Origin of the sequence: Brevibacillus sp. HB1.2, from assembly GCF_013332495.1 — a bacterium.
GTDB lineage: Bacteria > Bacillota > Bacilli > Brevibacillales > Brevibacillaceae > Brevibacillus > Brevibacillus porteri.
Genome location: NZ_JABMIU010000003.1, coordinates 613,247 through 639,909, shown reverse-complemented (window position 1 = coordinate 639,909; position 26,663 = coordinate 613,247). Strand labels below are relative to the sequence as shown.

Below are 26,663 nucleotides of genomic sequence, written 5' to 3'. Positions count from 1 at the left end.
GGTGCCCCTTACTATTACTTGCTTCCCTAATCATTTGAATAATGTCTCCTCCATTACTCGATACTACAAACAAGTAAAGGAGGTAGTTCTGATTGTCACCAACCAATAACGATTCCCAAGCAAAATCTAATTGTCCACCAGATTGTAACTTACCAAATCCCGAATTTCCGCCATCGAGTGAAGTCCCACATCCACCAACTCCTTGGCCACCACACAGCCTCGATCCCCATCCCCCAACTTCTGTACCACTCCCCCCAATCAATCCACACCCACCAGCGATACCACCTGTAACTAATCATCCCCAACCACCACATCCTTGGTGACCACTCGATCCTCCCCAGGGTCGAGTTTTCCTGTCACCAGAACGGAATCTGCCAAAAAGAAAGACGACAGAAGCAGATTTGAAAATTCTGCGTATGTCGTCGCATTCTACATCCCATTTCATGCCGTTAGCCTTCGGGTAAATTATGTATGAAGGTAAATAAATCCCCCACCATTTCGCCAATTTGGTGGCAGTACGGTGGGGGGAGAGTGCTACTTCTTATCATCCATGCGCAATACAGCCATAAACGCCTCTTGTGGTACCTCTACGGAACCGACAGACTTCATGCGCTTCTTTCCTTCTTTTTGCTTTTCGAGCAGTTTGCGCTTACGTGAGATATCCCCACCGTAACATTTGGCAAGAACGTTTTTACGCAACGCACTGATCGTTTCACGAGCTACAACCTTGTGCCCGATCGTCGCTTGAATCGGCACCTCGAATTGCTGGCGAGGAATCAATTCCTTCAGCTTTTCGCAGATGACCTTACCGCGAGCATAGGCTGTATCTTTGTGTACGATAAACGACAGAGCATCCACCACTTCGCTGTTGAGGAGAATATCCATTTTCACCAGCTTGGAAGCTTTGTAGCCACCCAGTTCGTAGTCAAAGGACGCATATCCTTTTGTTCCCGACTTCAGCATGTCAAAGAAATCGTAGACGATCTCGGACAATGGCATGTCGTACTTCAGCTGCACGCGATTCTCACCTAAGTACTGCATGTCAAGAAACTCACCGCGCTTACCTTGGCACAGCTGCATAACATCGCCGACGTATTCTTTTGGCACCATGACCGTCGCAGTAACGTAAGGCTCCTCGACCATTTCGATCTTTTGCGCTTCCGGCATTTTAGACGGGTTGTCGATTTCGAATACTTCGCCGTTCGTTTTGGTAATGCGATAAATAACGCTCGGCGCGGTAGTAATCAAGTTAATGTTGAATTCCCGTTCGATCCGCTCCTGGATGATCTCCATGTGCAGAAGTCCCAAGAAACCACAACGGAAACCAAAGCCAAGTGCTTGGGAAGTCTCCGGTTCAAACTGCAGAGACGCATCGTTGAGCTGGAGCTTTTCCAACGCATCACGCAGATCGTTGTACTCGTTTGTTTCGATTGGGTACAGACCGCAGAATACCATCGGGTTAATCTTGCGGTAGCCAGGTAGCGGTTCAGGTGCAGGGCGATTCGCATCGGTAATGGTATCCCCCACACTGGTGTCTCCCACCGTTTTAATGGAAGCTGCTACGTAACCTACGTCTCCAACCGTTAACTCTTCAACTTGTGTTTGGCGTGGTGTAGAGGTACCGATTTCTGTTACCTCAAACGACTTGCCTGTTGCCATCATCTTGATTTTCATACCCTTTTTCAAGGTCCCGTTGATGACACGGATAGAGGCAATAACGCCACGATACGCATCAAAATAGGAGTCAAAAATCAAAGCTTGCAGAGGTGCATCTGGATCTCCCTCTGGAGCCGGTACTTTTTGCACAACCGCTTCCAGCACTTCTTTAATCCCGATACCTGCTTTGGCAGATGTCAGAACCGCATCACTGGCATCTAGACCAATTACGTCTTCAACCTCTTGCTTCACGCGCTCAGGCTCTGCGCTCGGCAGGTCGATTTTGTTGATAACCGGAATGATCTCCAGGTCGCTGTCCAACGCCAAATAGACGTTTGCCAATGTCTGGGCTTCGATCCCTTGTGCCGCATCCACGACGAGAATAGCCCCTTCACAAGCAGCCAAACTGCGGGATACTTCATACGTAAAGTCGACGTGTCCAGGGGTGTCAATCAGGTGGAGAATGTATTCCTCACCGTCATCTGCTTTATAGTTCAAACGCACGGCATTGAGCTTAATCGTAATCCCGCGCTCTTTTTCCAGCTCCATCGTGTCAAGAAACTGGGCTTCCATCTCACGTGCAGTCAAAGCACCGGTCAGCTCCAAAATACGGTCTGCCAGCGTCGACTTTCCATGGTCAATGTGGGCGATGATGGAAAAATTTCGTATCCTTTTTTGTCTTTCACGACGATCCATGTGTTGTTCGTTCCCTCCCACGCGAATCCATTCAAACGTTCAGATTGCGCCTCACAAAAAATACACTAACAGTAATTATAACAAACCGATGATATAAAGAGCAACCAAAGAGAATCGGGCATTTGCCTCCTTTTTCTCGTATCCAAACTTTTCCTGTGCTAAAGTGGTAAATAGCATGGAGTGATCCGCTGCATGAGCATGGAGCTGCGAAGCGCCTGGCCGCTACACGTACAAAAGTTGCGGAAGCATTTAACGATTCCTTAGGCGATACCGCCGCCGTGAACACAACGAAAGAAACGGAGAATGATCAAAGTGAACAGCGTTGACTCTTGCTTGCATTGCTTGACGATAGCAGATATTCCCGGTCTCATTGCCTTATCTGATTCCGTAGGCTGGGATTACGACGAACCTGAAATTCACACAATTCTGTCTATCGGCACCGTATTCGGTCACAAAGACGCGAGTGGCACCCTACTTTCATGTGCGGCTATCATCCCGTACGATGACAAGCTTGCGAGCATCGGTATGGTGATCGTCCATCCCTCGTCACAAGGCAAAGGATTTGGCCGCCAGCTCATGCAGGCGTGCATGACGTCTGTTTCTACCGATACAACGATCATGCTCATTGCAACTCCAGAAGGAGAGCCATTGTACAAAAATCTCAGGTTCCAGACAGTAGATCGTATTCGAAAGTTCATAGCTGAACGCTTTGTGCCTGAAGCACCTCTGCAAAACGAAGCCAGTGACGAATTCGAAATGGTACCTATGGAGTTGGACGATTTCTCGAGTGTGGTTGAATTGGACAAAGCAGCACTGGGTAGCAGACGCACTCATTTTCTCGAGACACGCATGAGACAAGCCACTACCTGTCTGGTAGTCAAAAATCGCTCCAGCAAAATCATCGGGTATGGCTTCGCCGTCCAAGGCCCAGTCAACCTTATCGCGGGGCCGATCGTCGCAGAAAATGCCATCATGGCTGAACACATCCTGTACAAGCTGACACAAAATCATACCGGACGTGTGCGGATAGACGTACCAGATGAGCAAACAGCATTTCACACTTATTTGGAGCAAAACGGCTTCATACAGGTTTCTCATCCCCCAGTGATGGTTGCGAATACTGATAGTCTGCCACGCCGGGCTGGGACGTATTGGGCGATAGGTGCTCAAATATACGGATAAACATGAACAGCGAAAAACGGACTTTCTTTTAGGCAAAGGTCCGTTTTGTCATTCTTACTTTGTTTTTGATCGATTGTGAACTTGCTCTAGCACTTTAGGTGGAAACAGTTTTTGCAGACTGCCCTGGTAGTTGCTGCCGTCTTCGGGCATTTGGAAGTCAGTCACCCGATACTCATTCCCATTGTAGGCGATTTGAAAGACCATTGGTGCACTGAGCGCGGAAGAATTGCTTCCCGCTATTTTCACCCAAGCGTATACCGTTCGTTTTTCAGCATCTGGTGCTTCTACGCCGAGGAGCTCGACGTTAATCTCGCGGTGTTTTCCCAGCCACCCCAGCTTAACGCTTTCCGTCTGCAAAAACTGATGAATGGTAGGCCCAACTAGTTGACGGTTCGCAGGTGCTATCCCTTTTTTCACTTCGACAAAAACTTGTCCGAGATGTTTGCCTCCTGCTCTTACTTCTAGCTTCCATTTTCCCGGTTCAGGTAACACGATCCCTGATGGAAAATGACCATCCGCATCGTATAACGGGTCCATAGCCTCGTAGTTGCCCAATGACAGCCGGCTCCCATCGGTGTTGTAAGCAGCGATCTCTACTTCTTGTGTGTAGTCCCCATTCAACAGCCAAATCACCCGCTGCATCTGCCCTTCGTAGAAACCTTCCTGATCTGTCATGATGCGGACAGGCCTTTCTCCCAAATAAGAAAAGGACTGATTGTTGTAAGTGGAAGAAAATGAAGGCGACAGCTTCCACAAATCCGCTTCAACAATTTGGCCCCCTGGCAACAAGGAGTGTACTTGTGTCTCTTGTTGTAAAGGTCTCACCTCATGCCGTGCAGATTGTCTCTTCTCCTGAATGGGGAGCCCGAACCACAATAGCAAGCCCATAGTCAGCACAACGCCCGGCAAGGCTAGCTTCCTCCAACCAGTCATCCACCCAGTCCCAGGCCTCACCCTCTGCCGCACTCGCTCTTCCATCGATGCAGTGAACTGTACATCACGAAAAATAGTTTGATCTGCCCGTTCCTTTAATTCCGTGAGCCATCGGTTCTCGTCCATTCCCAGTCCCTCCCCTCTCCCATACTCTGCCGAAGCTGCTGTCTGGCCCTATGCAACCGGGTTCTGACTGTCCCTTCCGTTACCCCAAGTACATCCGCTACCTCTCCGATGGATAAATCCGCATAGTAATGAAGGGCAATCACTTGACGATAGAGCGGAGGAAGCTGCAATACTTCTGCTACGAGCTGGTCCCTTTCGGCTTGATCAAGCACAAGACTTTCTGTTGAAAGCTCCCCATCCTGTCTAATCCACGAGCGGGGAAGGATATGACGGAACGCCCAAGAACGTAAATAACCTTTGCACTCATTAACCGCGATTCGATACAACCATGTGTGCACGCTGCTCTCCTGCCGAAAGCGGGGAAGATGCCGATACACCTTAACGAATACATCTTGCGTAATATCCTCTGCCAAGCTGCGATCTTTGACCAGAAAAGTGACGAGTCGAAGCACGCGGGTCCCATATTCCCTCATGATTTGCTCTAACGCAGCATCTGTCGTCGGCTGCAATTTTTCCAAGGGTGCGACCTCCTTCACTCGCATTCATACTGGTTAGATGCAGTAGCAAACTTTTTGTTACAAAGTGGAGGAAGAAATTTTTTTCGCCAAAATCGTCCAGCGAGTAGCGCCACCGGGTGTCCCGACAGGTTCAGCGAATGGATACCCACCATGCTGCCAACGATCCATATCATAGCCCTCGTCCGCTTGACTCAGCTCGAAGTCTTGCTTGTGGAATACATTCTCTTTGCTATAGGTGACGTGAAAGCCTGATCCTTCCAATAACAGCTCAAGCTCTGTAGGCAAAAGCAACGCCATCTCACGCTCTACGCGATACCTTGGTTGCTCAATCTGATCAAGAAAAGTCTCATAAGTAAGCGTGTAGCGGAACTTTTGATCCAAGAGTGAGGTTTCCCCCTCCACCTTTTGATACACCATGCGGTCCGGGAAAACGAATTTGCGTTGCATCGTTGTCCATTGATTTTTTACTGGCGGCAAGAGTAAGTCAATTGCCACTGTTCCGTCCTCCGTTATGTAATCGAGGATGACCGAAAGCAATTGACGTTGTTTGTCTCTACAGGTGGCCTGCTGAAAAATCCCTTCTGGAAGAAGCACATGCGTAAATTTCCGTTCAAGCTCCAGCCCCCACATATTTTGTTCGACCAGCTCCAGCAGATCTTCTTTCCCTTTTAACATGCGCCGTTTCTTTTTTGCAGCCATCTCTAGCATATCCGGGCTCCAATCTATCCCGCAGACTGACAAGCCATTCCGTGCCAGTTCAATGGCAATTCTCCCTGTTCCAACCCCTAGCTCCAGTACAGAGACTGGTGATTGCTCCGCTTCCCGCACCAACCAGTTTCGATAAAAAGCGATGCTAGCCTTCCCCGCAAACTGATCGTAATACGTAGCTTCTACGTTCGTGTACTTCGTTTCAGGAAGCGGCAAGTGCCGACCTTCCTCGTCCATCCCACAGTCGGTACACACAGAACCTGCTAAATGAGGAAAAGGCACCCCAGGCGGGACGCCATTTTTCGTATCACCTAACCACTCGTCGTAACGGAACTTGCATATTCTACAACTGTAAACTGTCATATTGCTTTAGATACCTCCTGAAGATTGCTTATTTCCCCCAGAACGCAAGAGAGGGAGCTTAATATGACTCGGATATCGGCTGTCATGATAGACAACTTGCACGGCGATGAGAGTCTCCGTTTCCGTTGCCAGATCATTGCCTGTATTCGGATTGGGGAACGAGAAGTTCTCGGCGCCAGAAGTAACCGAGACGCGAATGCGGTGACCTTTTCGGAAAACATTGGCGATCTTGGTCATGCGAATCTCATAGCACTCGATTTGTCCGGGAACAAGTAGCTCAGGCTCTTGGAATGAGTGACGGTAGCGTGCGCAAATAATCCCGTCTGATAGACGAATCGAATTGCCTTCCTCATCTACATCACACAGCCGGACAAGCCAATCTGTATCACGCGCTGAGCTGGATGCATAGATAACAGCCGAGATTTCTCCCGCGATAACGACTTCCTCTTCCAATGGCTCTGATGTGTAGACAAGGACATCTGCCCGCGCTTCCACATCCCGATAGTTTTCCGGAACGCTGTTTTCATTCTCGGACAAATCCAGCAGATACGGTGCTGCGTCTAGCGGATCATAGCTGTATGTATCCACCGCCTGTTCACCTGGGATAGAAAGGGTCAGTGTTCCATCTCCGCCACTCGTATTGGCGTTTCCCCCACTATTCAGATACAGATTCGTCATCGTCACCTCCGCTGGCGGCCAAGTCTGCGAAGTCTTCCATTCGTTTTTTCCCACCATGTAGTACTCAACACGAGGCTCTTGATCGACGCCATTTTCCACTCCTTTTAAATAGCGGTCAAACCAGCGGAGCTGTGTCACATCCAGATCGTAGCGGATGGCATTGTTTCCAAATGGCACATGATGGATTTCTCGGGTCGTATTCGCCTTGTGATACCACGGCCCCAAGATGAGTTTGGCATGCTCTGGCACATTTCGGGAGATGACCTCCCACGATTCGCTCGTCCCCATCCCGTTGTCGTCATACCAGCCTGATACAAGGGTAGCAGGCACCTTTACCTGATCCGCATGCCGTTTCCAGTCTGACATCGCCCAGAATTCGTCTCCGTCCTGATGTTCCATCCATTTTGTCCAAAACGGAATTTCTTTTCCCAGCACTTTTTGCGGGATTTCCTTGATCGGGCGCACCTTGATGACCTCACTCCAGTCATCTCGGGATAGAGCCGCGACATTTCGCCGCTTCTCTGCCATCATGAAAATCCATGACAGACCACCAAGAATCGTTCCCCCTTTTCGTGGGATGTCCACGTAAGGCGTCCCTACTGTCACGTAGCTAAAAATCGCCTTCAGATGCGGATTGCCGCTAGCGGCCGCAGCCCACTGCACATAGCCCACATACGAGCCGCCGAGCATCCCGATGTTGCCATCCGACCACTCCTGACTCGCGATCCAGTTGAGGCTGTCGTCTCCATCATTGCGCTCGTGAACGAGTGGAATCCACTCTCCCTCGGAATCTTCACGCCCGCGCGTATCCTGAACAACCAGCGCATATCCGCGAGCTACAAAGGGTAAACGGCGAAAAATGCCATCCATTCGTCCATAGGGAGTGCGCATGAAAATCGTTGGAACTCGCTGTCCTTCCGTCAAACCTGCGGGCAGCCAAACCTCGGTCGCCAGACGAATGCCATCTCTCATCTCTACATCATGCCTACCCAAATGATGTACACCGTAGTTAACTTCGGACAACTGAGGGTCCTGCCACATCGTGAGCGGCGTCAAATCCTCCCACCCTGTTTTAGCCAATACAGCGCTATCGCCACGACCTGTCAGCACAAAAGCGATGACTTCGTTCTCACAAATGATCAAGTCAATTGGCTGCGCTGCTTCGCGCACCGCCCATATCCACGCTTGCTTTTGCCCTGCAGGACCTGTACCTTCGATGGACAGGTGACGTTGGTAGTGCCCTCCACTTTCCGGAAACACGACTTGATCGCTCTCCCAGTCGATTTGCTCCCATTCGAGCAGCTTTTGTGCCAGGGTGAGGAGAGGCAACTCGTAGGCTGCTTCCCCTTCAGCCAGTTGTGCAAACAGACCTTTAGCCGCACCACCTGTATCCCAACCTGTGCCCCGATACCAAACTTCCCCATCCTCAAAGCGTATATCAGCTACCTTGATGCCAGATTGATAATAGCCAAAAGAAGCTCGTTTATGCCCAGTCTGTGCCATCCGCCATTCCTCCTGTTATCTGATCTACTTCCACACTTCCTGATACACTCTGAGGAAATTACCACCCAAGATTCCTTCGATTTCTGCATCCGTGTACCCTCGCTTCATTAGCTCACGCGTAATTTCCGGAAGTGACGCATGGCCTTTTACTACATCAAATGGCATCTCTTTGGTTTTGGCAATCTTGTCCAAGGGCAAATATTTCGTCAAATCATCGCACAGGTCAAGGCCTATACCGATGTACCTTGCTCCAACAAGCTTTTTCATATAGTCAACATGATCAATCAGTCTCTCAATAGTTGCGTCAGCGCTGTTAGCCGCTGCAAACATGCTAAACGCATTCAGCCCGACAAGTCCGTCCTTTTCCGCAATCGCTTTGATTTGCTCATCTGTCAGATTGCGCATTGTCGGCACGACTGTTCGGCTGTTGGAATGAGATGCAATCACGGGCTTTTCAGCAATTTCCATCACGTCCCAGAACCCTTCGTCATTCAAATGGCTCACATCGATGACGATGCCCAGCTTTTCCGCTTCCTCGATGAGACGCACACCGAAATCGGTGATGCCCCCTTTTTTTCCTTCGCGAACCGGTGCAAAAAAGCTGCCGTCCCCAACGAAGTTGCGCCGACTCCAGACCAGCCCCATCATCCGTACTCCAAGCTCATAAAAGACACGCAAGAGACTCAGGTCGTTATGCAGTGGCTCTGCCCCTTCCAACGACAGAATGAACGATACTTTTTGCTCCGCTCTTGCCCGCTGCAAATCATCCAGATTTTTCGCGATGACGATGTGCTCGGGAGACTCTGCCGCTTCTGCATGCATAGCGCTGATCTGGTTGAGTGCCTTGCGCAGACTCATCTCCGGTACAAACGCATCCTCTACGAACACTGCTGCTACGATGGAATGCACGCCACCCTGCTGGAACCGTGGCAAATACTCTGTCTCGATCATTTTGGTTCGACCGTATCCACGCTGAATCTCCACATCCATCAGCAGATCAAAATGCCCATCTAGAACGTGAACACCGTCATGAAATTTGCGCGCCTGTTCTCTCGTTACTTCCGTCATACGGGTCATCTCCCATCTTGTTCTATGGATTTTTCTTATCGAGATAGTTGTAAACCGTGAATTTGGATATATCCAACAAATCCGCGACGTATTGCACGGCTCCTTTGATCAAAAAGAGACCCATTTCATCCAACTGGTGGATAAATTGAATCTTCTCTTCTTTTTGCATCAGGGCAATTGGTTTGCCTGTTCGTTTCAGGCAATCGTCTATCATTTGCTCCATTAAAGTCCCGACAGTCGGGGCGAAGTTCTCTTCCGCTTTTTCTGACTCACGCTTGTCTTGGATCACCATCATCGATTCGATGAATGATTGCGCCATTGCGAGATGAGTGATATCAAGATTGATGCACAGACTGCCAATGACTTCTCCATGCTCATCCTTGATGTAAATGGAGCTCGATTTGATCTGTTTGCCTTTGATGGTGTCGTTGCGGTAGTTGAGGTCAAAAGCTTCTTCACTGACCTTCGCCGTACGTAAAGCTTGCAGTGCCAAATTCGTTACCGGCGAACCGATTTGCCTGCCACTGACATGGCCGTTGAAAATGGCAATGATCGATGAGGAAATATCGCCTGTCAGATCATGTAACACCACTTCACAATGCTCGCCAAATGTCCGTGCCAGTCCCTCTACTACCGGAATGTAGCTTGCTAATATCGGATGTACGTTTTTCATATTACCCCTCGTTCACTTCCACAATCATCTCAATTTCGATCGGATTGTTAAACGGAAGAACAGATGTCCCAGCTGCCGCTCTCGCATGCTTACCCGCTTCACCAAAAATTTCGATGAGGAAATCAGAAGCTCCATTAACCACCCGCGGCTGCTCGTAGAAATCAGGGGCGCTGCTGACGAGTGCGAACAGCTTGACAATCCGTGTGATTCGATCCAAATCACCAATCTCGCTTTTCAAAATGGCTAGCAGATTCAGAACCGTGACCTTTGCAGCCTCGTAGCCCTGCTCGATCGTCACATCCGATCCGAGCCTGCCTAGATATATCGGGTTTCCATTTACATAGCACCCAGCACCGGATGTATAAATGACATTGCCAGTCTGTACACATGACACATAGTTCGCCATGGTTGGAGGAACTGGCGGCAACTCATACCCTAACTCTTTTAAACGCTGCTCTACTTTGGACATAAGACCATCACCTCGTCATCAATTTCATCCCTTTCTTTAACCATACTATTCTGTAAATTCTTCTTCAACAATTTTTTATATGATAAAAAATTTATTTGAAATCCATATACTGTAGCCTTAACAAAAAAGGACGCCGACTAGGCATCCCCTTATGAAAATCACAGAAAACTCAACTCCGCCCCTATCCGTTGGCTCCACTCATTACCTTCTGGATAGATGGTTTCACACGGATCGCTTCCGAGTAGAAATACACATGTCTTTTGCCTGTAATGGGATGGGTCGTCACTTCTGTCTCTACGCCGAAAACATTCCGAATCAGCTGGGGTGTCAAGACTTCCTCCGGCGTCCCTGAGGTAACGATTTCCCCCTCACAGATCACGTACAGACGATCACAGTACATCGCTGCGATATTGAGATCATGCAACGAAGACAAGACCGTAATTCCCAGCGTTTTGACCAGATCCATGACCTGCAATTGGTATCGAACATCCAAATGATTCGTCGGTTCATCAAGGACAAGAAACTCAGCTTGCTGCACCAACGCTCTGGCAATCAGCACCCGCTGCTTCTCCCCACCCGATAAACTGAAAAAGCTGCGATCGGCATATGTATGCATCCCTACCCGCTGTAGCGCATCTTCACAAATTCGAGCGTCTTCTGCGTTATCGGACTGAAACAGCCGTTTATGCGGAGCACGTCCCATATTCACGATTTCGGTTACCGAAAAATCGAATTCAACAGAGGACTCCTGCCGTACTGCCGCCATTCGCTGAGCGTTTTGACGTGAGGTTAACTTATACACGTCGTCTCCATCAAGCGAGATCCATCCCGAACGCGGCTTCAATACGCGATAAATGCTTTTTAGCAATGTGGACTTCCCACTGCCATTCGGCCCGATCAGCCCCACAAACTCTCCAGAGCGCACCTCCAGACTGACGTTGCGAAGGATTTCCTTTTTCTCCAGTTCGACCGATATATTCTCCACCAACAAATTCATCGTCCGCTACCTCCAAAGGAATAAGAACTCCGCAACATCAACCAGATAAAGAATGGACCTCCACACAGCGCTGTCAAAATACCAATTGGCAGCTCTTCCGGTGCAAATGCGAGCCTGGCGACTACATCTACCCAGATTAGAAATATCGCGCCAAATAAAGCGCTGACAGGAAGAACACGTCTGTGATCTGATCCGACCATCACACGGACGATGTGGGGCATCATTAATCCGACAAAACCGATTGATCCCGCGATGGACACGATTACCCCCGTGAGAAGTGCCGTGATCACCAGGAGAAGCTTGCGGAATTGTACCGTATTAACCCCCAATGTCCCCGCTGACTCCTCTCCCATCAGCATCGCATTCAACGAGCGGTATTGGGCCATTAAGACGATGAGACAGATGACGACAATCAATGTAGGAATAGTCAGGTACTCCCATTTCCCGCCAGCCAGACTTCCACTTAACCAAAACAGGACCGTCCCAATTCCATGCTCATTCGGCGCTGAAAAGACAAGGAGACTGGTAATGGCAGACAAGATCGCAGATATCGCAATTCCAGCCATGAGCAGACGTACCGTCGAGTTTTGTCCTCCGATACGGGATAGCGTAAAAATGAGAATGATTGACACAAGGGAGCCTGTAAAAGCGCCAAAGGATAGCGCATACTGCCCGTACATGCTGAATGCTCCGAATATAATGACCGAGGTAGCTCCAACGGAAGCACCTGAAGATACACCTAACACATACGGGTCAGCCAGGGAGTTGCGAACTAACGACTGGATCGCTACTCCCACGACAGACAGACCTGCGCCGACGATCGCCCCCAAGAGTACACGCGGAAAGCGAATATCCCAAATAATCGTTTGCTCCCCTTTGGACCAATCCACCTGAATCCATTGGGTCAACATCGGAATTTTTGATAAGGCGATTTTCCATACCGTTGTCGGCTTAATTTCCACTGAACCCAAGGTAACTGCGAACGTAATCGAGAGGAAGAGTCCGACCAGTAGAGTAATGATGATATAAGGTAACTTGAACTGTTGCAGTGCTATTCCCTCCCTTAAAAGGGGTGTACTCTATTTGAATTTATCCGGGTAGAGTCCTTCCGCCAAAATTTTTAGCGCAATCGGTGCTCGAACGCCTTCAGAAGCCGCGGACAATGGCAATACCATTAGTCGTTGATTTTTAATCGCCGGGATATCCGCCAGTTCTTTTTTGGTCAAAAGGAAATTGCGTTTTTGCTCAACGGTTCTATCACCGTAGTCTACGATAATAATCACGTCAGGATTGCGACTCACTACTTGTTCCCAACTGACCTCTGCCCAACCCTTTTGAATGTCATCAAAAATGTTCTTACCACCAGCAGTCTTGATTAAGGACGTCATGTAGTTGTTGGCTGCTGTGAATGGTTTATCTTCTCCGTTGTCGTACACGAATACTTTAAGCGGCTCGTCCACTTTGCCAATTTTACTAATCGTTTGATCCAATTCACTCTTCATTTTATTAATCAAATCATTGGCTTTGTCTTCCACACGAAAAATGCGTCCAATATTCGTAATGTCTGCAAACACATCGTCGATTGTCGGGCCAGGCATGCTAGAAGACGCTTGCAGATACGATTTGATGCCGACCTTTTCCAAATCCTGCATCGATCCTACACCCTTTTCGCCGAAGCCGCTTTTCCATCCGGCGTACACGAAGTCTGGGTTCGCTGCCAGCAGCACTTCTTTCGTAGGATACTTGTCAGACAGTACCGGAATCTTGTCGTAATCTGCTTTTAACTCTGGAAGGATTTTATCGTCTAGGTATGCAGTTCCGACCATTTTATCAGCCAGGCCCAATGCCAGCATGATTTCGGTAACGTGTTGGTTCAAAGTCACTGCACGCTCAGGTGCTGTTGGATAGATCATTTCGATGCCATTATTGGTTAGTGTTACAGGCTTGCTCTCTGCTGCTGGTGCAGCCGTTTGTTCGGTTTTGGCTGGAGCCTGTGTTGTCGTAGTGGAGCCGCATGCCGAAACCAAAAGCATAGCAGCTGTCATGATACCGAAAGCTAGTCCTTTCATTACTGCATGTGGTTTGTTTGTCTTCAACATCTGTAATCCCCTTCTCTGTATGTATATGATGAGTTGAACGAAATCCTCCACAAAAAAAGCACCCCCCATTTCAATCGGGAGGTGCATGACAAACGTAGATATAGCTATAAGCAGGCACAAAGGCGCCGTTTCATAGGCTGTTTCCACATCTGCCCCATCCTCGTGGGTCGATTGTATATGATCGCATGGCAGGTCTCCTGGCTTACGAATCAACACACCCAGCTACCTTCCCATTTTTTGTCTCGCAAAAAACAGTGGCTATTCGCTAGTTGCTCCTCGTTACAGTGGCGGGACCGCGCCGGTTTCTCACCGGACTTCCCTTTTAAGCTGACGGCATATGCCATCTAGCACCATTCGATACGTATTCAATTTTACGATTTATTCATTCATTGATAGTAGTCAGTTTTTTCGGGAACTGCGTGAGAATTTCAACGCCCGTTTCCGTAACCAATACATCGTCTTCAATCCGCACTCCGCCTACACCTGGCAGATAGATGCCTGGCTCGATCGTAAAGACCATCCCTGGACGAAGCACTTCTTGGTTCTGGCTGTGAACAGATGGATATTCATGTACATCCATCCCAAGTCCATGCCCAAGACGGTGCATGAAGTATTCTCCGTAGCCTTTTGCGGTGATGACATCGCGAGCGGTTTTATCCAAATGCGAAAAAGTCACACCCGGACGAATCTCAGCAATGGCCGCTTCGTTGGCAGCCAATACTGTCTCGTAAATTTCTTGAAGCTGAGCACTGATCTCGCCTACAGCAAAGGTACGGGTAATATCGGATACATATCCGTTGGCTGCTACCCCGATATCAAACAAAAGCAAGTCGCCTTCTTGCACCTGGCGCGTTCCTGGTTTCCCGTGTGGCAGTGCCGACTTCTCCCCTGCTAATACCATGGACGTAAAGGACGGACCTTCGGCACCCAAGCGCTTCATCTGGAATTCCAGCTCAGCTACGATTTCTGTCTCGGTCATGCCTGTCTTGACTTTTTTCAGGGTCTCCCGCAAGGACTCCTCGACCAACTGAACAGCGTGCTTCAAACGCTCCACTTCATCCGCCGATTTGATCAAACGCATTTCACGCAGTGGCTCTTCCACATCTACATAGCTCGACGCCAGAACAACTTGTCCAAGTGCTTCATAGCGCTCGACAGTCATATGACTTTTTTCAATACCGAGCTTCGTCAAGTTCGCTGGCAACACTTGCTTGAGGATTTCATAGGGGTTTTGGATATCCGTATGTGTATGGATATCTTGAACGAACGAAGCCTCTGCGGCTGCCTCACGATCAAGAGCAGGTACAATCAAAGAAGGTTTTCCCTCAGCAGGAATAACGAGACCCATAAAACGTTCATGCGGGTCTGTAAAAAATCCGGTCAAATAGTAAACGTGCTTAGGAGAGGTAATCAACACCGCGTTCAGCTCTTGCTCTGTCAAAAACGTGTGGAGCTTCGAAATGCGCTCTTGAAACAACTTCTTCACCCTGCTTTCACCAATTATTCTATTGCGAGAATACCACTTCCCCATCAAAAAAAGAAGAGTTCAAATGAAAAATCTACTTCATATCGGACAACCTAAGGGTGGGGTGAAAATGAAAATGGAACAAATACTCGTCCATCAGGATGGCAAGCAGTTTGCTTTTCACATATCGGGAAAAGGCCAGCCGTTATTGTGTATCCATGCGCCATGCATCGGCTCTATCAATTTTGTTTATCAGCAAACACTCGCAGATACATATCAGATCATTGTCCCTGATTTGCCCGGACATGGCGACAGTTCACCGATGGAGAAGCCCTTTTCCATTGGGGAGCTGGCAGAACAGCTCCATAAGCTTGTCCGGTCACTCGGCATTGAACGTCCCTTTATTTTGGGGTACTCCCAAGGTGTTTCCATCGCCCTTGAATATTGTCTTCGCTATTCGGATGCTGTAAAAGGCGCCATACTCGTGAGCGGCTTTTCCGAAGTGAATGACCTGTATTTACATGGACGATTTTGGATGGCACAGGCAATGTCGATGCTTCACGGAGTCCCTCTTCTTGCCCGTTCGATTGCTTCCTCACATGTCGCTGACCCAGAAATGCGTGAAAAATGGACGGTACAGGCCTCCAAAACAGATCCCACTAGCCTGAAATACCTTTACGCTGCCGGACATCGTTATCATTGTACGGAGCGTCTGGGCAACATTCAGCTTCCGATTTTACTTGCTTATGGCAAACAAGATCAACGGATGCACCATTATGCACAGATGCTTACTATGAAATTGCCAAAAGCAAAACTCGAGATGATCCCTAACGTGAAGCATCAAGTCATCACGAAAGCTGCTCCTGCTTTCAATCAGTTGTGCCGCACCTTCATGGAAGAAACATAAAAAAAGAAAAGACAGAAGGACGGGTACCTCCAGCCCTTCTGTCTTTTTGCGTTTTGACTAGCTCTTCATACGCGGGTCGAGTGCATCGCGCAAGCCGTCCCCGATTAAGTTAAAGCCGAGAACTGTCAGCATGATAGAGAGCCCCGGAAAAATAACAGTCCATGGTGCTTTCTGAATGTACTGACGTGAATCAGCAAGCATTTTTCCCCATTCTGGTTCTGGCGCTTGTGCTCCCAGTCCGAGAAAGCCAAGTGCAGCTGCTTCGATAATCGCTGTTGCGATCCCCATCGTCCCGGTCACAATGATTGGTGCGAGGCTGTTCGGCAAAATATGCTGCATGATAATCCTGGAATTTTTCATCCCAATTGCCCGTGCGGCCATAACGAATTCTTCTTCCTTCAAGCTCAATACGCGGGCGCGTACTAACCGTCCAAATGTCGGAATGTTAATAATCGCAATCGCAATCAAGGCGTTTTGCAAGGAAGGACCCAAGATGGCAACAACAGCGATTGCCAACAGAATACTAGGAAAGGCAAGCATAATATCAAAGATACGCGAAATGATCGTATCGATCCATCTGCCATAGTATCCTGCCAAAAGACCGAGCAAGGTTCCCGCGAGAACGGAGCCAATGACAGAGAACGTCCCTACCCACAAGGAGATTTGTGCCCCATAAATAACGCGACTAAATACATCGCGACCATTGTAATCTGTTCCAAACCAGTGCTCTTCGGAAGGTGGCTTGTTTTTCATCACGAGCTTGCCTTCGTCGTACGGATACGGAGCAATCCATGGAGCTAAAACCGCCACAACAATGAAAAACAAAATAATCCCGAAGCCCACCAACGCCAGCTTGTTTTTTCGTAGCGTTCTCCATGCATCCTTCCAAGGAGAGACGACTTCTTCTTGCTTCACTTTTAAAGGTACTACTTGTGCTTGTGGTTGTAATTGTGGTTGTGCCATGTCTCTTCGTCCCTCCTTAGCGATATTTGATGCGTGGATCGATATAGGCGTACAGAAGGTCGACCAAGAGGTTGATCAGGACGAAAATGGTCGCGATCACAAGGATACCGGATTGGATAACCGGATAGTCACGGTTTCCAATGGCGGTCACAATATAACGACCGACACCTGGCCATCCGAAGATCGTTTCTGTCAAAACAGCTCCACCCAACAGCAACCCTGTTTGTAAACCAATTACCGTCAAGACAGGGATCATCGCATTCTTCAGTGCATGCTTGTACACCACCCAAAACTGTGCTAGCCCTTTTGCACGAGCGGTTCTGACATAGTCGGCACGCATGACTTCCAACATGCTCGATCGAGTAATACGCGCAATGATCGCCATCGGGATCGTACCTAACGCGATTCCTGGCAGGATCAAATGCTTGATGACTTCCCACAGCTGATCCCAACTACCAGCGATCATCGTATCCAGTATATAAAAGTGCGTAATGGCCTCTACGGGATTACGCGAATCGTCGCGACCAACTGATGGCAGCCATTTCAGTTCTTGGGCAAACACCCACTGCTCCATCAAACCTAGCCAAAAAATTGGCATGGATACACCAACCAAGGCGATCAACATCGCACAGTAGTCAAACCAGGAGTTTTGCTTCCACGCAGAAAGAATTCCTGCATTTACACCGATAAACACCGCAATCAGCATACTCACAATCGTAAGCTCAGTCGTCGCCGCCAAATAAGGCAAGATTTCATCTGAAATCGGCGCATTCGTTTGTAACGATTCCCCAAGATTTCCGCTCAAAATATCTTTCATATAATCGAAATACTGTATGTACCACGGATTATTTAAACCCAATGCCTCTCGTATGTCTGCAATCGCTTGTGGTGTTGCCTTTTCTCCCAAAATCGTCAAAGCCGGATCACCAGGGATGGCACGAATAATGGAAAAAACGATGATTGACATGCCCACTAAGACAGGAATGAGCATTAAAATTCTTCGAATGCTGTAAGCTAGCAATGCCATCTCCTCGCCTTCCTGCATAAAATAATCGCCAAATAATGAAAGAAGGGTAAGAAGAGGTATGCACTCCTCTTACCCTTTTACGATGAATCAGCTTACTTGAAGTCTACTTTTTCCAAACTTTCAGACCCTTTTGGATGCGGGCTGTAGTCTATGATATTCGCTTTTCCTGCCAATGCTGGTGTAGAGTGTGCCAGCGGAACCATTGGCACGTCTTTGAAGATGATCTCTTGTACTTGTTTGTACAGTTTATCGCGCTCCGCTTGGTCTGGAGTGGACTGTGCTTTCATCATCAATTGATGTGCTTCTTCGTTTGCCCAGCGTGTATAGTTGTTGCTGCCGATGTTGTTTTTGTCGAGCAACACAGCCAGGAAGTTGTCAGGGTCGCCATTGTCACCTGTCCAACCAAGCATGAACATTTCTTGCTCACCCAAGCGAGTTTTTTCCAAATACGTTGCCCATTCCATCGTCACGATCTCAGCATCAACCCCGATTTTCTTCAGGTCTTGCTGGATTGCCTCTGCAATCTTCACACCTTCAGGCATGTATGGACGCGGTACTGGCATTGCCCAGAACTTGATTTTGAAACCGTTTGGATGTCCTGCTTCTGCAAGCAATTGTTTTGCTTTATCGAGGTTGAACTCACGATCTTTAATATCGTTGTTATGTCCCCACATGGTCTTTGGCATTGGGTTGACTGCTGGTTCTCCAACGCCATCGAAGAAGGCCGTTACGATTTCAGGTTTGTTAATTGCATAAGCAATGGCTTCACGAACTTTTGGATTGTCGAGTGGCTTCTTCTCTACGTTAAAGCCAATGTAACCAATGTTATTAGTAGGACGGAGGAATAGTTGCAGCTCTTTGTTGTCTTTTACTGCTGGGATATCATCTGTGTTCAGACCATCCATCAAATCGATCTCACCTGATGCCAAAGCAGTCAGACGTGCCGTATTTTCTGGAATGACCTTGAATACCAATTTATCCAATTTCGGGAACCCTTTGTTCCAGTAATCAGGGTTTTTCTCGAGCGTGATGGTATCGTTACGTTTCCACTCAACGAATTTGAATGGTCCAGTACCAATTGGGTGCTCATTGAACTTTTTAACATCTTTTTTCAATGCTTCAGGCGAACCGATTGCAAAAGGAGACATAGCCAGGTTAGCAAGGAATGGAGCGAGTGGACGAGTCAGTGTGAATTTTACAGTCGTTGGATCTACTGCTTCCACGGATTTGATTATGTGATTCGCATCACCTTTGTAGCCGCCAAACTGGCTAATGTAATACTCGAAGCCCTCTGGCGAATGCTGTGGATGGCTCTTGTCGCTCCAGCGCTCAAAGTTGTATTTGACCGCCTCTGCATTGAAATCGGTACCGTCGTGGAACTTCACGCCAGATTTCAGTGTCAGCGTATAAACAAGACCATCAGGAGATACTTCCCACTTGTCAGCCAACGATGGAGCGAGCTCTGTTGAGCCGTCAGCAAAACCGATCAAAGTATCCATGATGTTCTCTGTTACTTTGAATGTCTCACCATCTGTTTGTCCGATTGGGTCAAGCCCCTTTGTGTCTGCACCGCGACCGACGATTAATTGCTTCGGTCCAGTTTTTGCAGGCTCAGTTGCAGGTGCCGGAGTTTCTGTCTTTGGTTGTTCTGCCGGCGCTTGTGTCGTTGGAGTGCTAGAGCATCCAGCAATCAGCATGGCCAGCGCCACTAGGCTGGTCATGGTTGCGGAGAGAACTCTCTTCTTCATGAAAACATCCCCCTTTTTCTAATAATGTTCGCATGTTCCTTTTTGGTAGATGGTCGATACAATACCTATTGCTTTGCATCCCCCCTTTACAAGACTTCCTATTCGGCAGGCAGACTCCCTTTTGTCGATTAGGACTTGTATAAGTGACAAGCAACAAAGTGTCCGTCGCCTGCGTCCATAAATTCTGGTCGCACAGTACGACACTCCTCTGTCACATGGGGACACCTCGTATGGAATGTACAGCCACTTGGAGGTTTTGCAGGGCTCGGCACATCTCCCTGGAGGATGACTCTTTCTCGTACAGCATCAGGGTCTGGCGAAGGTACCGCCGACAGCAATGCTTTTGTATAGGGATGAAGCGGATTGGAATACAATTGGCTACTCGTCGTTAGCTCGACAATTCTGCCAAGGTACATCACGCCTACCCGATCACTGATGTGACGCACTACACTCAAATCATGGGCAATGAACAAGTATGTAAGGCCGAATTCGCGTTGCAAATCCTGCATGAGATTGAGCACCTGCGACTGAATGGACACGTCCAGTGCAGACACGGGCTCATCCGCAACGATCAATTTGGGCTTGAGCATCAGCGCTCTCGCAATACCGATCCGCTGCCTCTGTCCTCCGCTGAATTGATGCGGATAACGGCTCGCATGATAGCTGCTCAGACCAACGATCTCCAGCATTTCCTGCACGCGCTTTTTTCGCTCTGCCGAAGAACCCAAACCATGTACAATCAAGGGCTCTTCCAAAATTTTCTCAATATTATGTCTAGGGTTGAGTGAAGCAAACGGGTCCTGAAAGACAATTTGCATGTCACGTCTCATCTTTCTCATCGCATCTGTGGAAAGCGACATGACATTGGTCCCGTCAAAAGTGATTTCACCGGAGGTCGGTTCAATCAGTCGCAGCAAGGAACGTCCCGTCGTGGACTTTCCACAGCCGCTCTCACCTACCAGCCCCAAAGTTTCTCCACTCTTAACGGTAAACGATACATCATCTACCGCCTTTACTACACCTACTTCCCCTCCAAGAACACCGCCTGTGATTGGGTAGTATTTTTTCAAGTTTTTTACGATCAGAAGATCTTCTGCCACCTGCATGCTCCTCTCGGGTTATTCGGTCAGCCAGCAGCGGGAAAGGTGATTGTCCCCTACCACTTTTAATTCTGGCATCTCACTGCGGCATCGGTCTGATACTTTATCGCATCTAGGTGCAAATCGGCATCCGACAGTAAGCGAACCTGGAATCGGGACGTTGCCTGGAATCGAATAGAGACGCTCCTGTGATCCTTCTAGCTTCGGCAACGAATTCAACAAGCCAATCGTATAAGGATGCTTCGGATTTTTTAAGATCGTACGAACATCGCCTTGTTCAATCACGTTTCCTGCGTACATCACCACGACGCGGTGACACATTTCCGCAACGACGCCAAGATCGTGGGTAATGAGGAGAATGGCTGTGTCTGCTTCCCGGTTGAGTTGGCGCATCAGGTCCAAAATCTGCGCTTGAATCGTCACGTCAAGCGCGGTAGTAGGCTCGTCTGCAATCAAAAGCTCAGGATTGCAAGCCATTGCCATCGCAATCATGACACGCTGCCGCATTCCCCCGGAAAGCTGGTGCGGGTATTCATCGACGATGGCTTCTGCTCGAGGAATTCCGACTTTTTTCAACATCTCAATGGCACGTGCTCTTGCGTCCTTTTTGCTCGCCTTCGTATGTAATCGGACTGATTCTCCTATCTGGTCTCCAATCGTAAACACCGGATTTAACGACGTCATCGGCTCCTGAAAGATCATCGCAATTTCATTTCCGCGGATGTCTCTCATTCGCTTTTCGTCGACAGATACGAGGTCCTCCCCCTTGAATTTAATCGAGCCTCCCACGATTCTCCCTGGGGGATTGGGTACTAGCTTCATAACGGAAAGGGAGGTAACGCTCTTTCCGCAGCCGGATTCGCCTACGATACCGACTACTTCTCCTTTTTGTACCGTGATCGTCACGCCATCAACGGCAGGGATTTGGCCGCGGTCCGTGAAAAAGTGCGTTTGCAGGTTTTCGATTTGTAGGACAGGATGTGACACGTGGCTCACCTCTCTCACCGATATATACTTCCAAAATAGACCTATCAGTAGACATTATGCCATTTATTCAATTTTTTCGCAACACAATAAATTCAAACTATTATCTCTTTACTGATTAAAAAGAATATTTCACTTGCGTTTTAAAATTATGTAAAAGAATTTTATGATAGCCCTTTCATTGTTGATGTAGCCTCACTTGCACTGTTTTAGCAGATCGAATGAAGCATCTGTGGTCGCATGCAAAAGACCCGCCTGTACGGGTCTTTTGTCACTGGGGCTTTCTGCACCCCTTCTTTTTGCGCATAAACCATTTTCACGGTTCAAAAAAACTCCCTACCCAATCGACAAAACTCTGCGCCCCACTTTTAATGCTTCCACCCAAAGTCAAACCGATCCGACTGACGTAGTTGACCATTTCCTTCGGGTTGGCGGTCTGAACCTGCTTGCCCATTACCGCGATCTCCACTTGCCCTTGATCCACTTTTTTGATGGAAAAGGTTTGAGCCTGCCCCTCAGGCACTCCACTTACCTTGGATATTCCACGCTCAGCCGTTTGCAATCCCAAAACTACCCCGACCAGCAAGATGATTAACAGTCCAGTCAGCTTCATCGTCACGTTCATGCCCGTCACCTCTTTGCAGGCTCGTCAGAAACTGTTTTGCCTACTTTTTCAGCTTGCTGATAATAGGCTGCGAAAACATCAGCCAATGCTTCTGCCGTATTCATGCTTTCCTGCACGCTGTTTTCCGTACCACCTATTTCTATTAACAGACTTCCCGGGGAGAGGGACTGATTATACTCGCCATGATCCGTTTTTGCGCCTTTTTCCATCACGCCACGCGAAAGCTCTGGGTACATTTTTTCCATCAACTCATGAAGCTCCGTTGCAAACGCCTCATTTTTCTCGTAGCTTTTGTTTCTTTTCCCGATGACGAACAATACTCTTCCATACGTTTTTCCTTTGATCGTGACCGTTGTACGCTCTCGTGGCGCTGTGTCTCGATGCAGATCGAAAAAGTAGTACAGCTCCTTGTTTTTCACCGTTGCTGATTTGACTACTTGCAAAGATTCCGCGTAGGAGAAGGAGTAGTGCATTTTTTTGTTCAACAGCTGCTGATAGATGTCGTCGGTGCTCACGTCCGAACCAATTCCTCTGTCATTCAACGCTTCTGATAAATACTTGCTGATTAACGATATATTTCTCGTAGGATGATCGACGGAGGTTCCCACTGGCTTCGTCTCACTGAACCACGATTCCCGATTGTGCGAGTTGTAGACGTAAACGATTTTTTTGCCGTTCGTGATGGAATTGGGTACAGGAACTGGCTTCGTTTCGCCTGACTTCGTGGTATCCTCCGGCTTTGGCTCTACGATCGGAACTACTTGCGATTGATCCTCTACCTGTCTCGGATGAGCGGGGTACTCCAAATAAAAATCTGCGAGAGAAGCTCCTTTTCCCTGTACGACAAACCTGGCATCCTCTGTCGTTACCATCCCAGGGAGCTCCCTGCCTAGTAAGCTACGCAAGTCTCCTGGCTGTATATTGGTTGCCAAGCGAAAGAGAAAACCCGTTACGCTATTCGTGCGATCATCAGCCTGTGCTTGCACCGTTTCGGACAAAACCGGAATTTCCTGCCCCATCCACCCCAAAATCGCCAGACTGGAAATATGAGAAGCGGCCTGTTGAATGGCGGAGGAAGAAATTGCGATTCGGTTCCCGCCGAGCGAAAGCACTCCTGTCATGACAAACAGGAAGGCGGTTATAAATGAAAGAACAACGAATTGGCGTTGAATGAGGGTCGCCATCTGTCTCACTCCTCTAGCTGTAGCATGTTTGCACGTCGGGAGAACTTCCCCTCGTGCTTGTCTATGCTTTAGCTTATGAGGCTCATAGAGACGATAGAACCCTTTTCTAGCTTTTCTCTCTCACTCTAGCTTTTTACGACTTAGTGGGTATACGAGCCGCTATTTTCTTCATTCACTGCACTGTGCAAGGCGCGATTCAGACCTGTTGCGATCACATTCGCCACGCCTTCAATAAAATCGTCCACTTCTTTTGGGGTGACGACCAGATCCTGTCCAAGCGGTCGGAGGACCTCATGAATCAGTTGTCGTTTCTCTTCTTCCGGCAGTGAACCTACCAATCCCATGAATGTCTTACGTGATTCCATGTCGGGCAAGTCCTCTTCCGTATACGGTTCCTTACGCTCTGGCAGCGTGCTCATTGCCAGTTTGTTAAACGCCCGCTTGCTCTCCACCATCGATTGTCCAAAATGCCCCATCAAGTACGTAATTGCATCATTGACAATCGTGGAGGCAAAAACGACCGTAGGGACTCCTATCGCAATCACAGGTACACCAAGCGTAGTCTGATCAATCGCTTTGCGCTTGTTTCCGACCCCTGAACCGGGATGAATCCCTGTATCCGATATTTGAATCGTCGTGTTGACCCGGTGCAGAGCGCGGGACGCAAGAGCATCGATACAGATGACAAAATCGGGTTTGCTTTTTTCCACGACACCAAAAATAATCTCACTCGTTTCTATACCCGTAATCCCAAGGACACCCGGTGATAGCGCACTGACTTCCCGATACCCTTCTCCAACGGTTTCAGGCGCCAGCGTGTACAGATGACGTGTAATTAACAAATTTTCCACAACCATCGGCCCCAGCGCATCCGGGGTCACATTCCAGTTGCCGAGACCAACAACGAGAGCCTTTTTGTCCTCAGTGATTCCCAGTTGTTTGAGAAACATGGCAAATTCGACGGAGAATCGCTTGGCCACCTGCTCTTCGATCGAGGTATCATTATCCCGCAGCTTTGGCACTTCAATCGTAAGGTAATGCCCCGGAAGCTTGCCGATTTCCTTCCCCGCTCCCTCTGTTTCCACATGTAATCTCGTTACTTTCACATTGGGCTCGCTGTCATCAGCTTGCAGCCAAACGCCCTCAATATCGCTCTGGTTTTGTTGCTGGGCAAGCTCGTGGGCCTCCACTGCAAGATCCGTACGAATGGAATAACCAGACAAATCAATGTTATGTGCCATGTTCATCAGCTCCTTTGATCCGAAGTGAATAAAGTACTGACCATTTTGTTCCTGCTACTAGCTTGCTTGAATCCTTCATTTTTATTCCGAATCCTTTCTTGCAAATGGGTTCGCCCCATGCTAGAATTACTTTGTTGTATGACTGTATGTCTATGGTCGTCTAAGGAGGTGACACACATGCCAAATATTAAATCCGCGATTAAACGCACCAAAACAATCGAAAAGCGTCGCGCACACCGTGCTTCTCAAAAGTCTGATCTGCGTACTTCCATCAAGAGCTTTGAGAAAGCTGTCGCTGCTTCCGATGTAGCATTGGCGAAATCTACTCTTCTGGTGGCTGTGAAAAAGCTGGACAAGGCCGCTTCGAAAGGTCTCATTCATAAAAACGCAGCAAACCGTCAAAAGTCTCGTTTGATGAAAAAGCTTAACGTTCTGAGCGCTCCTGTAGCGTAAGAGACCAAGCGCAAAAAAACCCCGTGAACATCTTGTTCTAGGGGTTTTTTTACTGTAATAAACGTCATGACCGTTTTGTTCGTTCGTCATGTGCACGTGCAATGAATAATTCGAGGGCGAGACGTTTGTCTACCTGCCCTGACTTCATCCGAAAATCTTCTTCCGCCAGAATGCCCAGTAGTTTTTTCAACGACTCCTCAGAAAAATGACGTGCTTGCTCCATTGCTTTTTTCACCGCGTAAGGATGCATCTTAATCATACCTGCCATCTGTTGCTGCGAATAACCACGCGGCGCCAATTGCTTGACATGCAACAGCATGCGGAACTGCCTCGCCAAGAGAGCCAGCAGCTTAATCGGCTCCTCTCCTGTTTTCATGCAGTCGTACATCATCCTGAGTGCCTTGTCCAATCTCCCCGAAGCGACCTGCTCAATTAGCGCAAATACATCCTGCTCCAGCGTACGTGCTCCAAGCAGCTCGATGACGTCGTCCGTGATGCTTTCACCCACCCCGACAAACAGAGCCATCTTTTCGATTTCCTTGTCTAGAAGACGCAACTCGGCTCCTACTCGCTCCACAAGCTTCATGGCTTGCTGACGATCGATTTTCGCCTGGTATTTACCCGCATGCCGCTCTACCCAGCCGTACAAATCTCCGTCTTTTAACAACGGAAAAGGGATGACTTTCGCTTTTTGCTGCAGCGTTTTGACCAGCTTTTTTCGTTCATCGAGCTTGTCAGCTTCTGTATGTAAAATAAGTGTGGTGTAGGGAGGCGGATTTTGCAAATAATCGAGCAGAGCATCCGGGTCGCTTTCTACCTTAGTCGAAGGCTTACTTCCTGTTAAAAAGTAGGCTTGTCTGGCAATCACCAATCGATGCTCGCCCATAAACGGCAAGGTTTCCGCATCCTGTAGAATTTCACTCAATCCTATTTCAGTACAATCATACACACTCATATTCAAATCCGTAAATTCTGGATCAATCATTTCTTTACGAGCCAACGCCAAAAAATCTTCGGCCAGAAAAGACTCCGGCCCGTATAAGACGTAGATCGGCGAGAATTGTTTTTGCCGTATTTCGCGAATAGCCGATAGGAGTGGCATACGTTTTCTCCCCTTTCCTTCTTCTTACCTGCGTTATTATAGCACATGTTGCTCAAAACAAAGCGAAAAAAAACCGCCACCAGTGAATCGGTAGCGGTTTTTTCATCCGTTGGCACCTCTATGTAAACGTTTAGGGAAAAGCCCCGGGATTCCTCCTCCCCAAACGGTAAGCAGGGGGTGCTTGATAATGTACTA

Annotated in this window: 25 protein-coding genes and 1 riboswitch; of the genes, 3 read left to right on the top strand and 22 right to left on the bottom strand. The window is 48.4% G+C overall.

Going from position 1 to position 26,663, the window contains the following annotated elements:
* Positions 1-126: 126 nt before the first annotated feature.
* Together HPY28_RS30715 and lepA are read right to left on the bottom strand one after the other, a co-directional pair.
* Positions 127-249 carry a hypothetical protein gene (locus HPY28_RS30715; protein ID WP_256436654.1) on the bottom strand — a complete coding sequence of 41 codons (123 nt, stop codon included), beginning with the start codon at positions 247-249 and terminating at the stop codon, positions 127-129.
* Positions 250-534: 285 nt separating this feature from the next.
* Positions 535-2,352 (bottom strand): translation elongation factor 4, encoded by a 1,818-nt coding sequence (lepA, locus tag HPY28_RS11165; RefSeq protein WP_017247703.1) that lies wholly within the window; start codon positions 2,350-2,352, stop codon positions 535-537.
* Positions 2,353-2,655: 303 nt separating this feature from the next.
* Between lepA and HPY28_RS11160 the strand changes: the two genes are divergently transcribed.
* On the top strand, positions 2,656-3,534 hold the full coding sequence (locus HPY28_RS11160) for a GNAT family N-acetyltransferase (protein WP_174225792.1): 879 nt from the start codon (positions 2,656-2,658) through the stop codon (positions 3,532-3,534).
* 54 nt (positions 3,535-3,588) lie between these two features.
* Here the strand turns inward: HPY28_RS11160 and HPY28_RS11155 are convergent, their stop codons facing one another.
* From HPY28_RS11155 to HPY28_RS11105, 11 genes are all read right to left on the bottom strand, one after another.
* Complete coding sequence (locus HPY28_RS11155) at positions 3,589-4,593, bottom strand: hypothetical protein (RefSeq protein WP_174230569.1); 1,005 nt, start codon at positions 4,591-4,593, stop codon at positions 3,589-3,591.
* Entirely contained in the window at positions 4,563-5,111 is a 549-nt protein-coding gene (locus HPY28_RS11150; RefSeq protein WP_174230568.1) for a sigma-70 family RNA polymerase sigma factor, read from the bottom strand. The genes HPY28_RS11155 and HPY28_RS11150 overlap by 31 nt, the downstream gene beginning before the upstream one ends.
* Positions 5,112-5,168: 57 nt before the next feature.
* Complete coding sequence (locus tag HPY28_RS11145; protein WP_174230567.1) at positions 5,169-6,182, bottom strand: methyltransferase domain-containing protein; 1,014 nt, start codon at positions 6,180-6,182, stop codon at positions 5,169-5,171.
* A gap of 6 nt (positions 6,183-6,188) precedes the next feature.
* Entirely contained in the window at positions 6,189-8,363 is a 2,175-nt protein-coding gene (locus tag HPY28_RS11140; protein ID WP_174230566.1) for a CocE/NonD family hydrolase, read from the bottom strand.
* A gap of 24 nt (positions 8,364-8,387) precedes the next feature.
* Positions 8,388-9,431: a dipeptidase gene (locus tag HPY28_RS11135; protein WP_017247697.1), complete on the bottom strand. Its 1,044-nt coding sequence runs from the start codon at positions 9,429-9,431 to the stop codon at positions 8,388-8,390.
* Positions 9,432-9,453: 22 nt separating this feature from the next.
* On the bottom strand, positions 9,454-10,104 hold the full coding sequence (locus HPY28_RS11130; RefSeq protein WP_174230565.1) for a helix-turn-helix transcriptional regulator: 651 nt from the start codon (positions 10,102-10,104) through the stop codon (positions 9,454-9,456).
* Position 10,105: 1 nt separating this feature from the next.
* A complete protein-coding gene (locus tag HPY28_RS11125) occupies positions 10,106-10,573 on the bottom strand; it encodes a RidA family protein (RefSeq protein WP_017247695.1) in 468 nt (155 codons plus the stop codon).
* Positions 10,574-10,754: 181 nt separating this feature from the next.
* Entirely contained in the window at positions 10,755-11,570 is an 816-nt protein-coding gene (locus HPY28_RS11120) for a heme ABC transporter ATP-binding protein (protein WP_173622510.1), read from the bottom strand.
* On the bottom strand, positions 11,567-12,625 hold the full coding sequence (locus HPY28_RS11115; protein WP_483297546.1) for a FecCD family ABC transporter permease: 1,059 nt from the start codon (positions 12,623-12,625) through the stop codon (positions 11,567-11,569). The genes HPY28_RS11120 and HPY28_RS11115 overlap by 4 nt, the downstream gene beginning before the upstream one ends.
* Before the next feature lie 24 nt (positions 12,626-12,649).
* Entirely contained in the window at positions 12,650-13,669 is a 1,020-nt protein-coding gene (locus HPY28_RS11110; protein ID WP_052168329.1) for an ABC transporter substrate-binding protein, read from the bottom strand.
* Between the two features lie 170 nt (positions 13,670-13,839).
* Positions 13,840-14,039, bottom strand: a riboswitch (cobalamin riboswitch).
* Between the two features lie 12 nt (positions 14,040-14,051).
* Positions 14,052-15,146: a M24 family metallopeptidase gene (locus HPY28_RS11105; RefSeq protein WP_254613102.1), complete on the bottom strand. Its 1,095-nt coding sequence runs from the start codon at positions 15,144-15,146 to the stop codon at positions 14,052-14,054.
* Between the two features lie 118 nt (positions 15,147-15,264).
* On the opposite strand from HPY28_RS11105, the gene HPY28_RS11100 reads away from it, so the two are divergent.
* Positions 15,265-16,041 carry an alpha/beta fold hydrolase gene (locus tag HPY28_RS11100; RefSeq protein ID WP_371813457.1) on the top strand — a complete coding sequence of 259 codons (777 nt, stop codon included), beginning with the start codon at positions 15,265-15,267 and terminating at the stop codon, positions 16,039-16,041.
* A gap of 57 nt (positions 16,042-16,098) precedes the next feature.
* Here the strand turns inward: HPY28_RS11100 and HPY28_RS11095 are convergent, their stop codons facing one another.
* The 8 genes from HPY28_RS11095 to gpr form a co-directional block, all read right to left on the bottom strand.
* Positions 16,099-17,004 (bottom strand): ABC transporter permease, encoded by a 906-nt coding sequence (locus HPY28_RS11095; RefSeq protein WP_174230564.1) that lies wholly within the window; start codon positions 17,002-17,004, stop codon positions 16,099-16,101.
* Between the two features lie 16 nt (positions 17,005-17,020).
* Complete coding sequence (locus HPY28_RS11090) at positions 17,021-18,031, bottom strand: ABC transporter permease (RefSeq protein ID WP_017247688.1); 1,011 nt, start codon at positions 18,029-18,031, stop codon at positions 17,021-17,023.
* A gap of 92 nt (positions 18,032-18,123) precedes the next feature.
* Complete coding sequence (locus HPY28_RS11085) at positions 18,124-19,779, bottom strand: ABC transporter substrate-binding protein (protein WP_174230563.1); 1,656 nt, start codon at positions 19,777-19,779, stop codon at positions 18,124-18,126.
* A 128-nt stretch (positions 19,780-19,907) separates the two neighbouring features.
* The gene (locus tag HPY28_RS11080; RefSeq protein WP_069850335.1) at positions 19,908-20,879 is read right to left on the bottom strand and encodes an ABC transporter ATP-binding protein; all 972 of its coding nucleotides are present in this window, start codon (positions 20,877-20,879) and stop codon (positions 19,908-19,910) included.
* Between the two features lie 18 nt (positions 20,880-20,897).
* A complete protein-coding gene (locus tag HPY28_RS11075; RefSeq protein WP_017247685.1) occupies positions 20,898-21,866 on the bottom strand; it encodes an ABC transporter ATP-binding protein in 969 nt (322 codons plus the stop codon).
* A gap of 313 nt (positions 21,867-22,179) precedes the next feature.
* Positions 22,180-22,488 carry a YqxA family protein gene (locus tag HPY28_RS11070; RefSeq protein WP_007727739.1) on the bottom strand — a complete coding sequence of 103 codons (309 nt, stop codon included), beginning with the start codon at positions 22,486-22,488 and terminating at the stop codon, positions 22,180-22,182.
* 5 nt (positions 22,489-22,493) lie between these two features.
* Positions 22,494-23,672 (bottom strand): stage II sporulation protein P, encoded by a 1,179-nt coding sequence (gene spoIIP / locus HPY28_RS11065; RefSeq protein WP_017247684.1) that lies wholly within the window; start codon positions 23,670-23,672, stop codon positions 22,494-22,496.
* Positions 23,673-23,812: 140 nt separating this feature from the next.
* Positions 23,813-24,913 (bottom strand): GPR endopeptidase, encoded by a 1,101-nt coding sequence (gene gpr / locus HPY28_RS11060; protein WP_174230562.1) that lies wholly within the window; start codon positions 24,911-24,913, stop codon positions 23,813-23,815.
* 177 nt (positions 24,914-25,090) lie between these two features.
* Here gpr and rpsT point away from each other — a divergent pair, with 177 nt between their 5' ends.
* Complete coding sequence (gene rpsT / locus HPY28_RS11055; RefSeq protein WP_005833151.1) at positions 25,091-25,366, top strand: 30S ribosomal protein S20; 276 nt, start codon at positions 25,091-25,093, stop codon at positions 25,364-25,366.
* Between the two features lie 64 nt (positions 25,367-25,430).
* On the opposite strand, the gene holA is transcribed toward rpsT, so the two are convergent.
* On the bottom strand, positions 25,431-26,468 hold the full coding sequence (gene holA / locus HPY28_RS11050; protein ID WP_174230561.1) for a DNA polymerase III subunit delta: 1,038 nt from the start codon (positions 26,466-26,468) through the stop codon (positions 25,431-25,433).
* Between the last annotated feature and the right edge of the window lie 195 nt (positions 26,469-26,663).

Coding starts and splice junctions, on each gene's coding strand:
- lepA (WP_017247703.1), bottom strand. CDS start 2,352: ATGGATCGTCGTGAAAGACAAAAAAGGATACGAAATTTTTCCATCATC.
- HPY28_RS11160 (WP_174225792.1), top strand. CDS start 2,656: ATGATCAAAGTGAACAGCGTTGACTCTTGCTTGCATTGCTTGACGATA.
- HPY28_RS11155 (WP_174230569.1), bottom strand. CDS start 4,593: ATGGACGAGAACCGATGGCTCACGGAATTAAAGGAACGGGCAGATCAA.
- HPY28_RS11145 (WP_174230567.1), bottom strand. CDS start 6,182: ATGACAGTTTACAGTTGTAGAATATGCAAGTTCCGTTACGACGAGTGG.
- HPY28_RS11140 (WP_174230566.1), bottom strand. CDS start 8,363: ATGGCACAGACTGGGCATAAACGAGCTTCTTTTGGCTATTATCAATCT.
- HPY28_RS11135 (WP_017247697.1), bottom strand. CDS start 9,431: ATGACGGAAGTAACGAGAGAACAGGCGCGCAAATTTCATGACGGTGTT.
- HPY28_RS11130 (WP_174230565.1), bottom strand. CDS start 10,104: ATGAAAAACGTACATCCGATATTAGCAAGCTACATTCCGGTAGTAGAG.
- HPY28_RS11125 (WP_017247695.1), bottom strand. CDS start 10,573: ATGTCCAAAGTAGAGCAGCGTTTAAAAGAGTTAGGGTATGAGTTGCCG.
- HPY28_RS11120 (WP_173622510.1), bottom strand. CDS start 11,570: ATGAATTTGTTGGTGGAGAATATATCGGTCGAACTGGAGAAAAAGGAA.
- HPY28_RS11110 (WP_052168329.1), bottom strand. CDS start 13,669: ATGTTGAAGACAAACAAACCACATGCAGTAATGAAAGGACTAGCTTTC.
- HPY28_RS11100 (WP_371813457.1), top strand. CDS start 15,265: ATGAAAATGGAACAAATACTCGTCCATCAGGATGGCAAGCAGTTTGCT.
- HPY28_RS11095 (WP_174230564.1), bottom strand. CDS start 17,004: ATGGCACAACCACAATTACAACCACAAGCACAAGTAGTACCTTTAAAA.
- HPY28_RS11090 (WP_017247688.1), bottom strand. CDS start 18,031: ATGGCATTGCTAGCTTACAGCATTCGAAGAATTTTAATGCTCATTCCT.
- HPY28_RS11085 (WP_174230563.1), bottom strand. CDS start 19,779: ATGAAGAAGAGAGTTCTCTCCGCAACCATGACCAGCCTAGTGGCGCTG.
- HPY28_RS11070 (WP_007727739.1), bottom strand. CDS start 22,488: ATGAACGTGACGATGAAGCTGACTGGACTGTTAATCATCTTGCTGGTC.
- spoIIP (WP_017247684.1), bottom strand. CDS start 23,672: ATGGCGACCCTCATTCAACGCCAATTCGTTGTTCTTTCATTTATAACC.
- gpr (WP_174230562.1), bottom strand. CDS start 24,913: ATGGCACATAACATTGATTTGTCTGGTTATTCCATTCGTACGGATCTT.
- rpsT (WP_005833151.1), top strand. CDS start 25,091: ATGCCAAATATTAAATCCGCGATTAAACGCACCAAAACAATCGAAAAG.
- holA (WP_174230561.1), bottom strand. CDS start 26,468: ATGCCACTCCTATCGGCTATTCGCGAAATACGGCAAAAACAATTCTCG.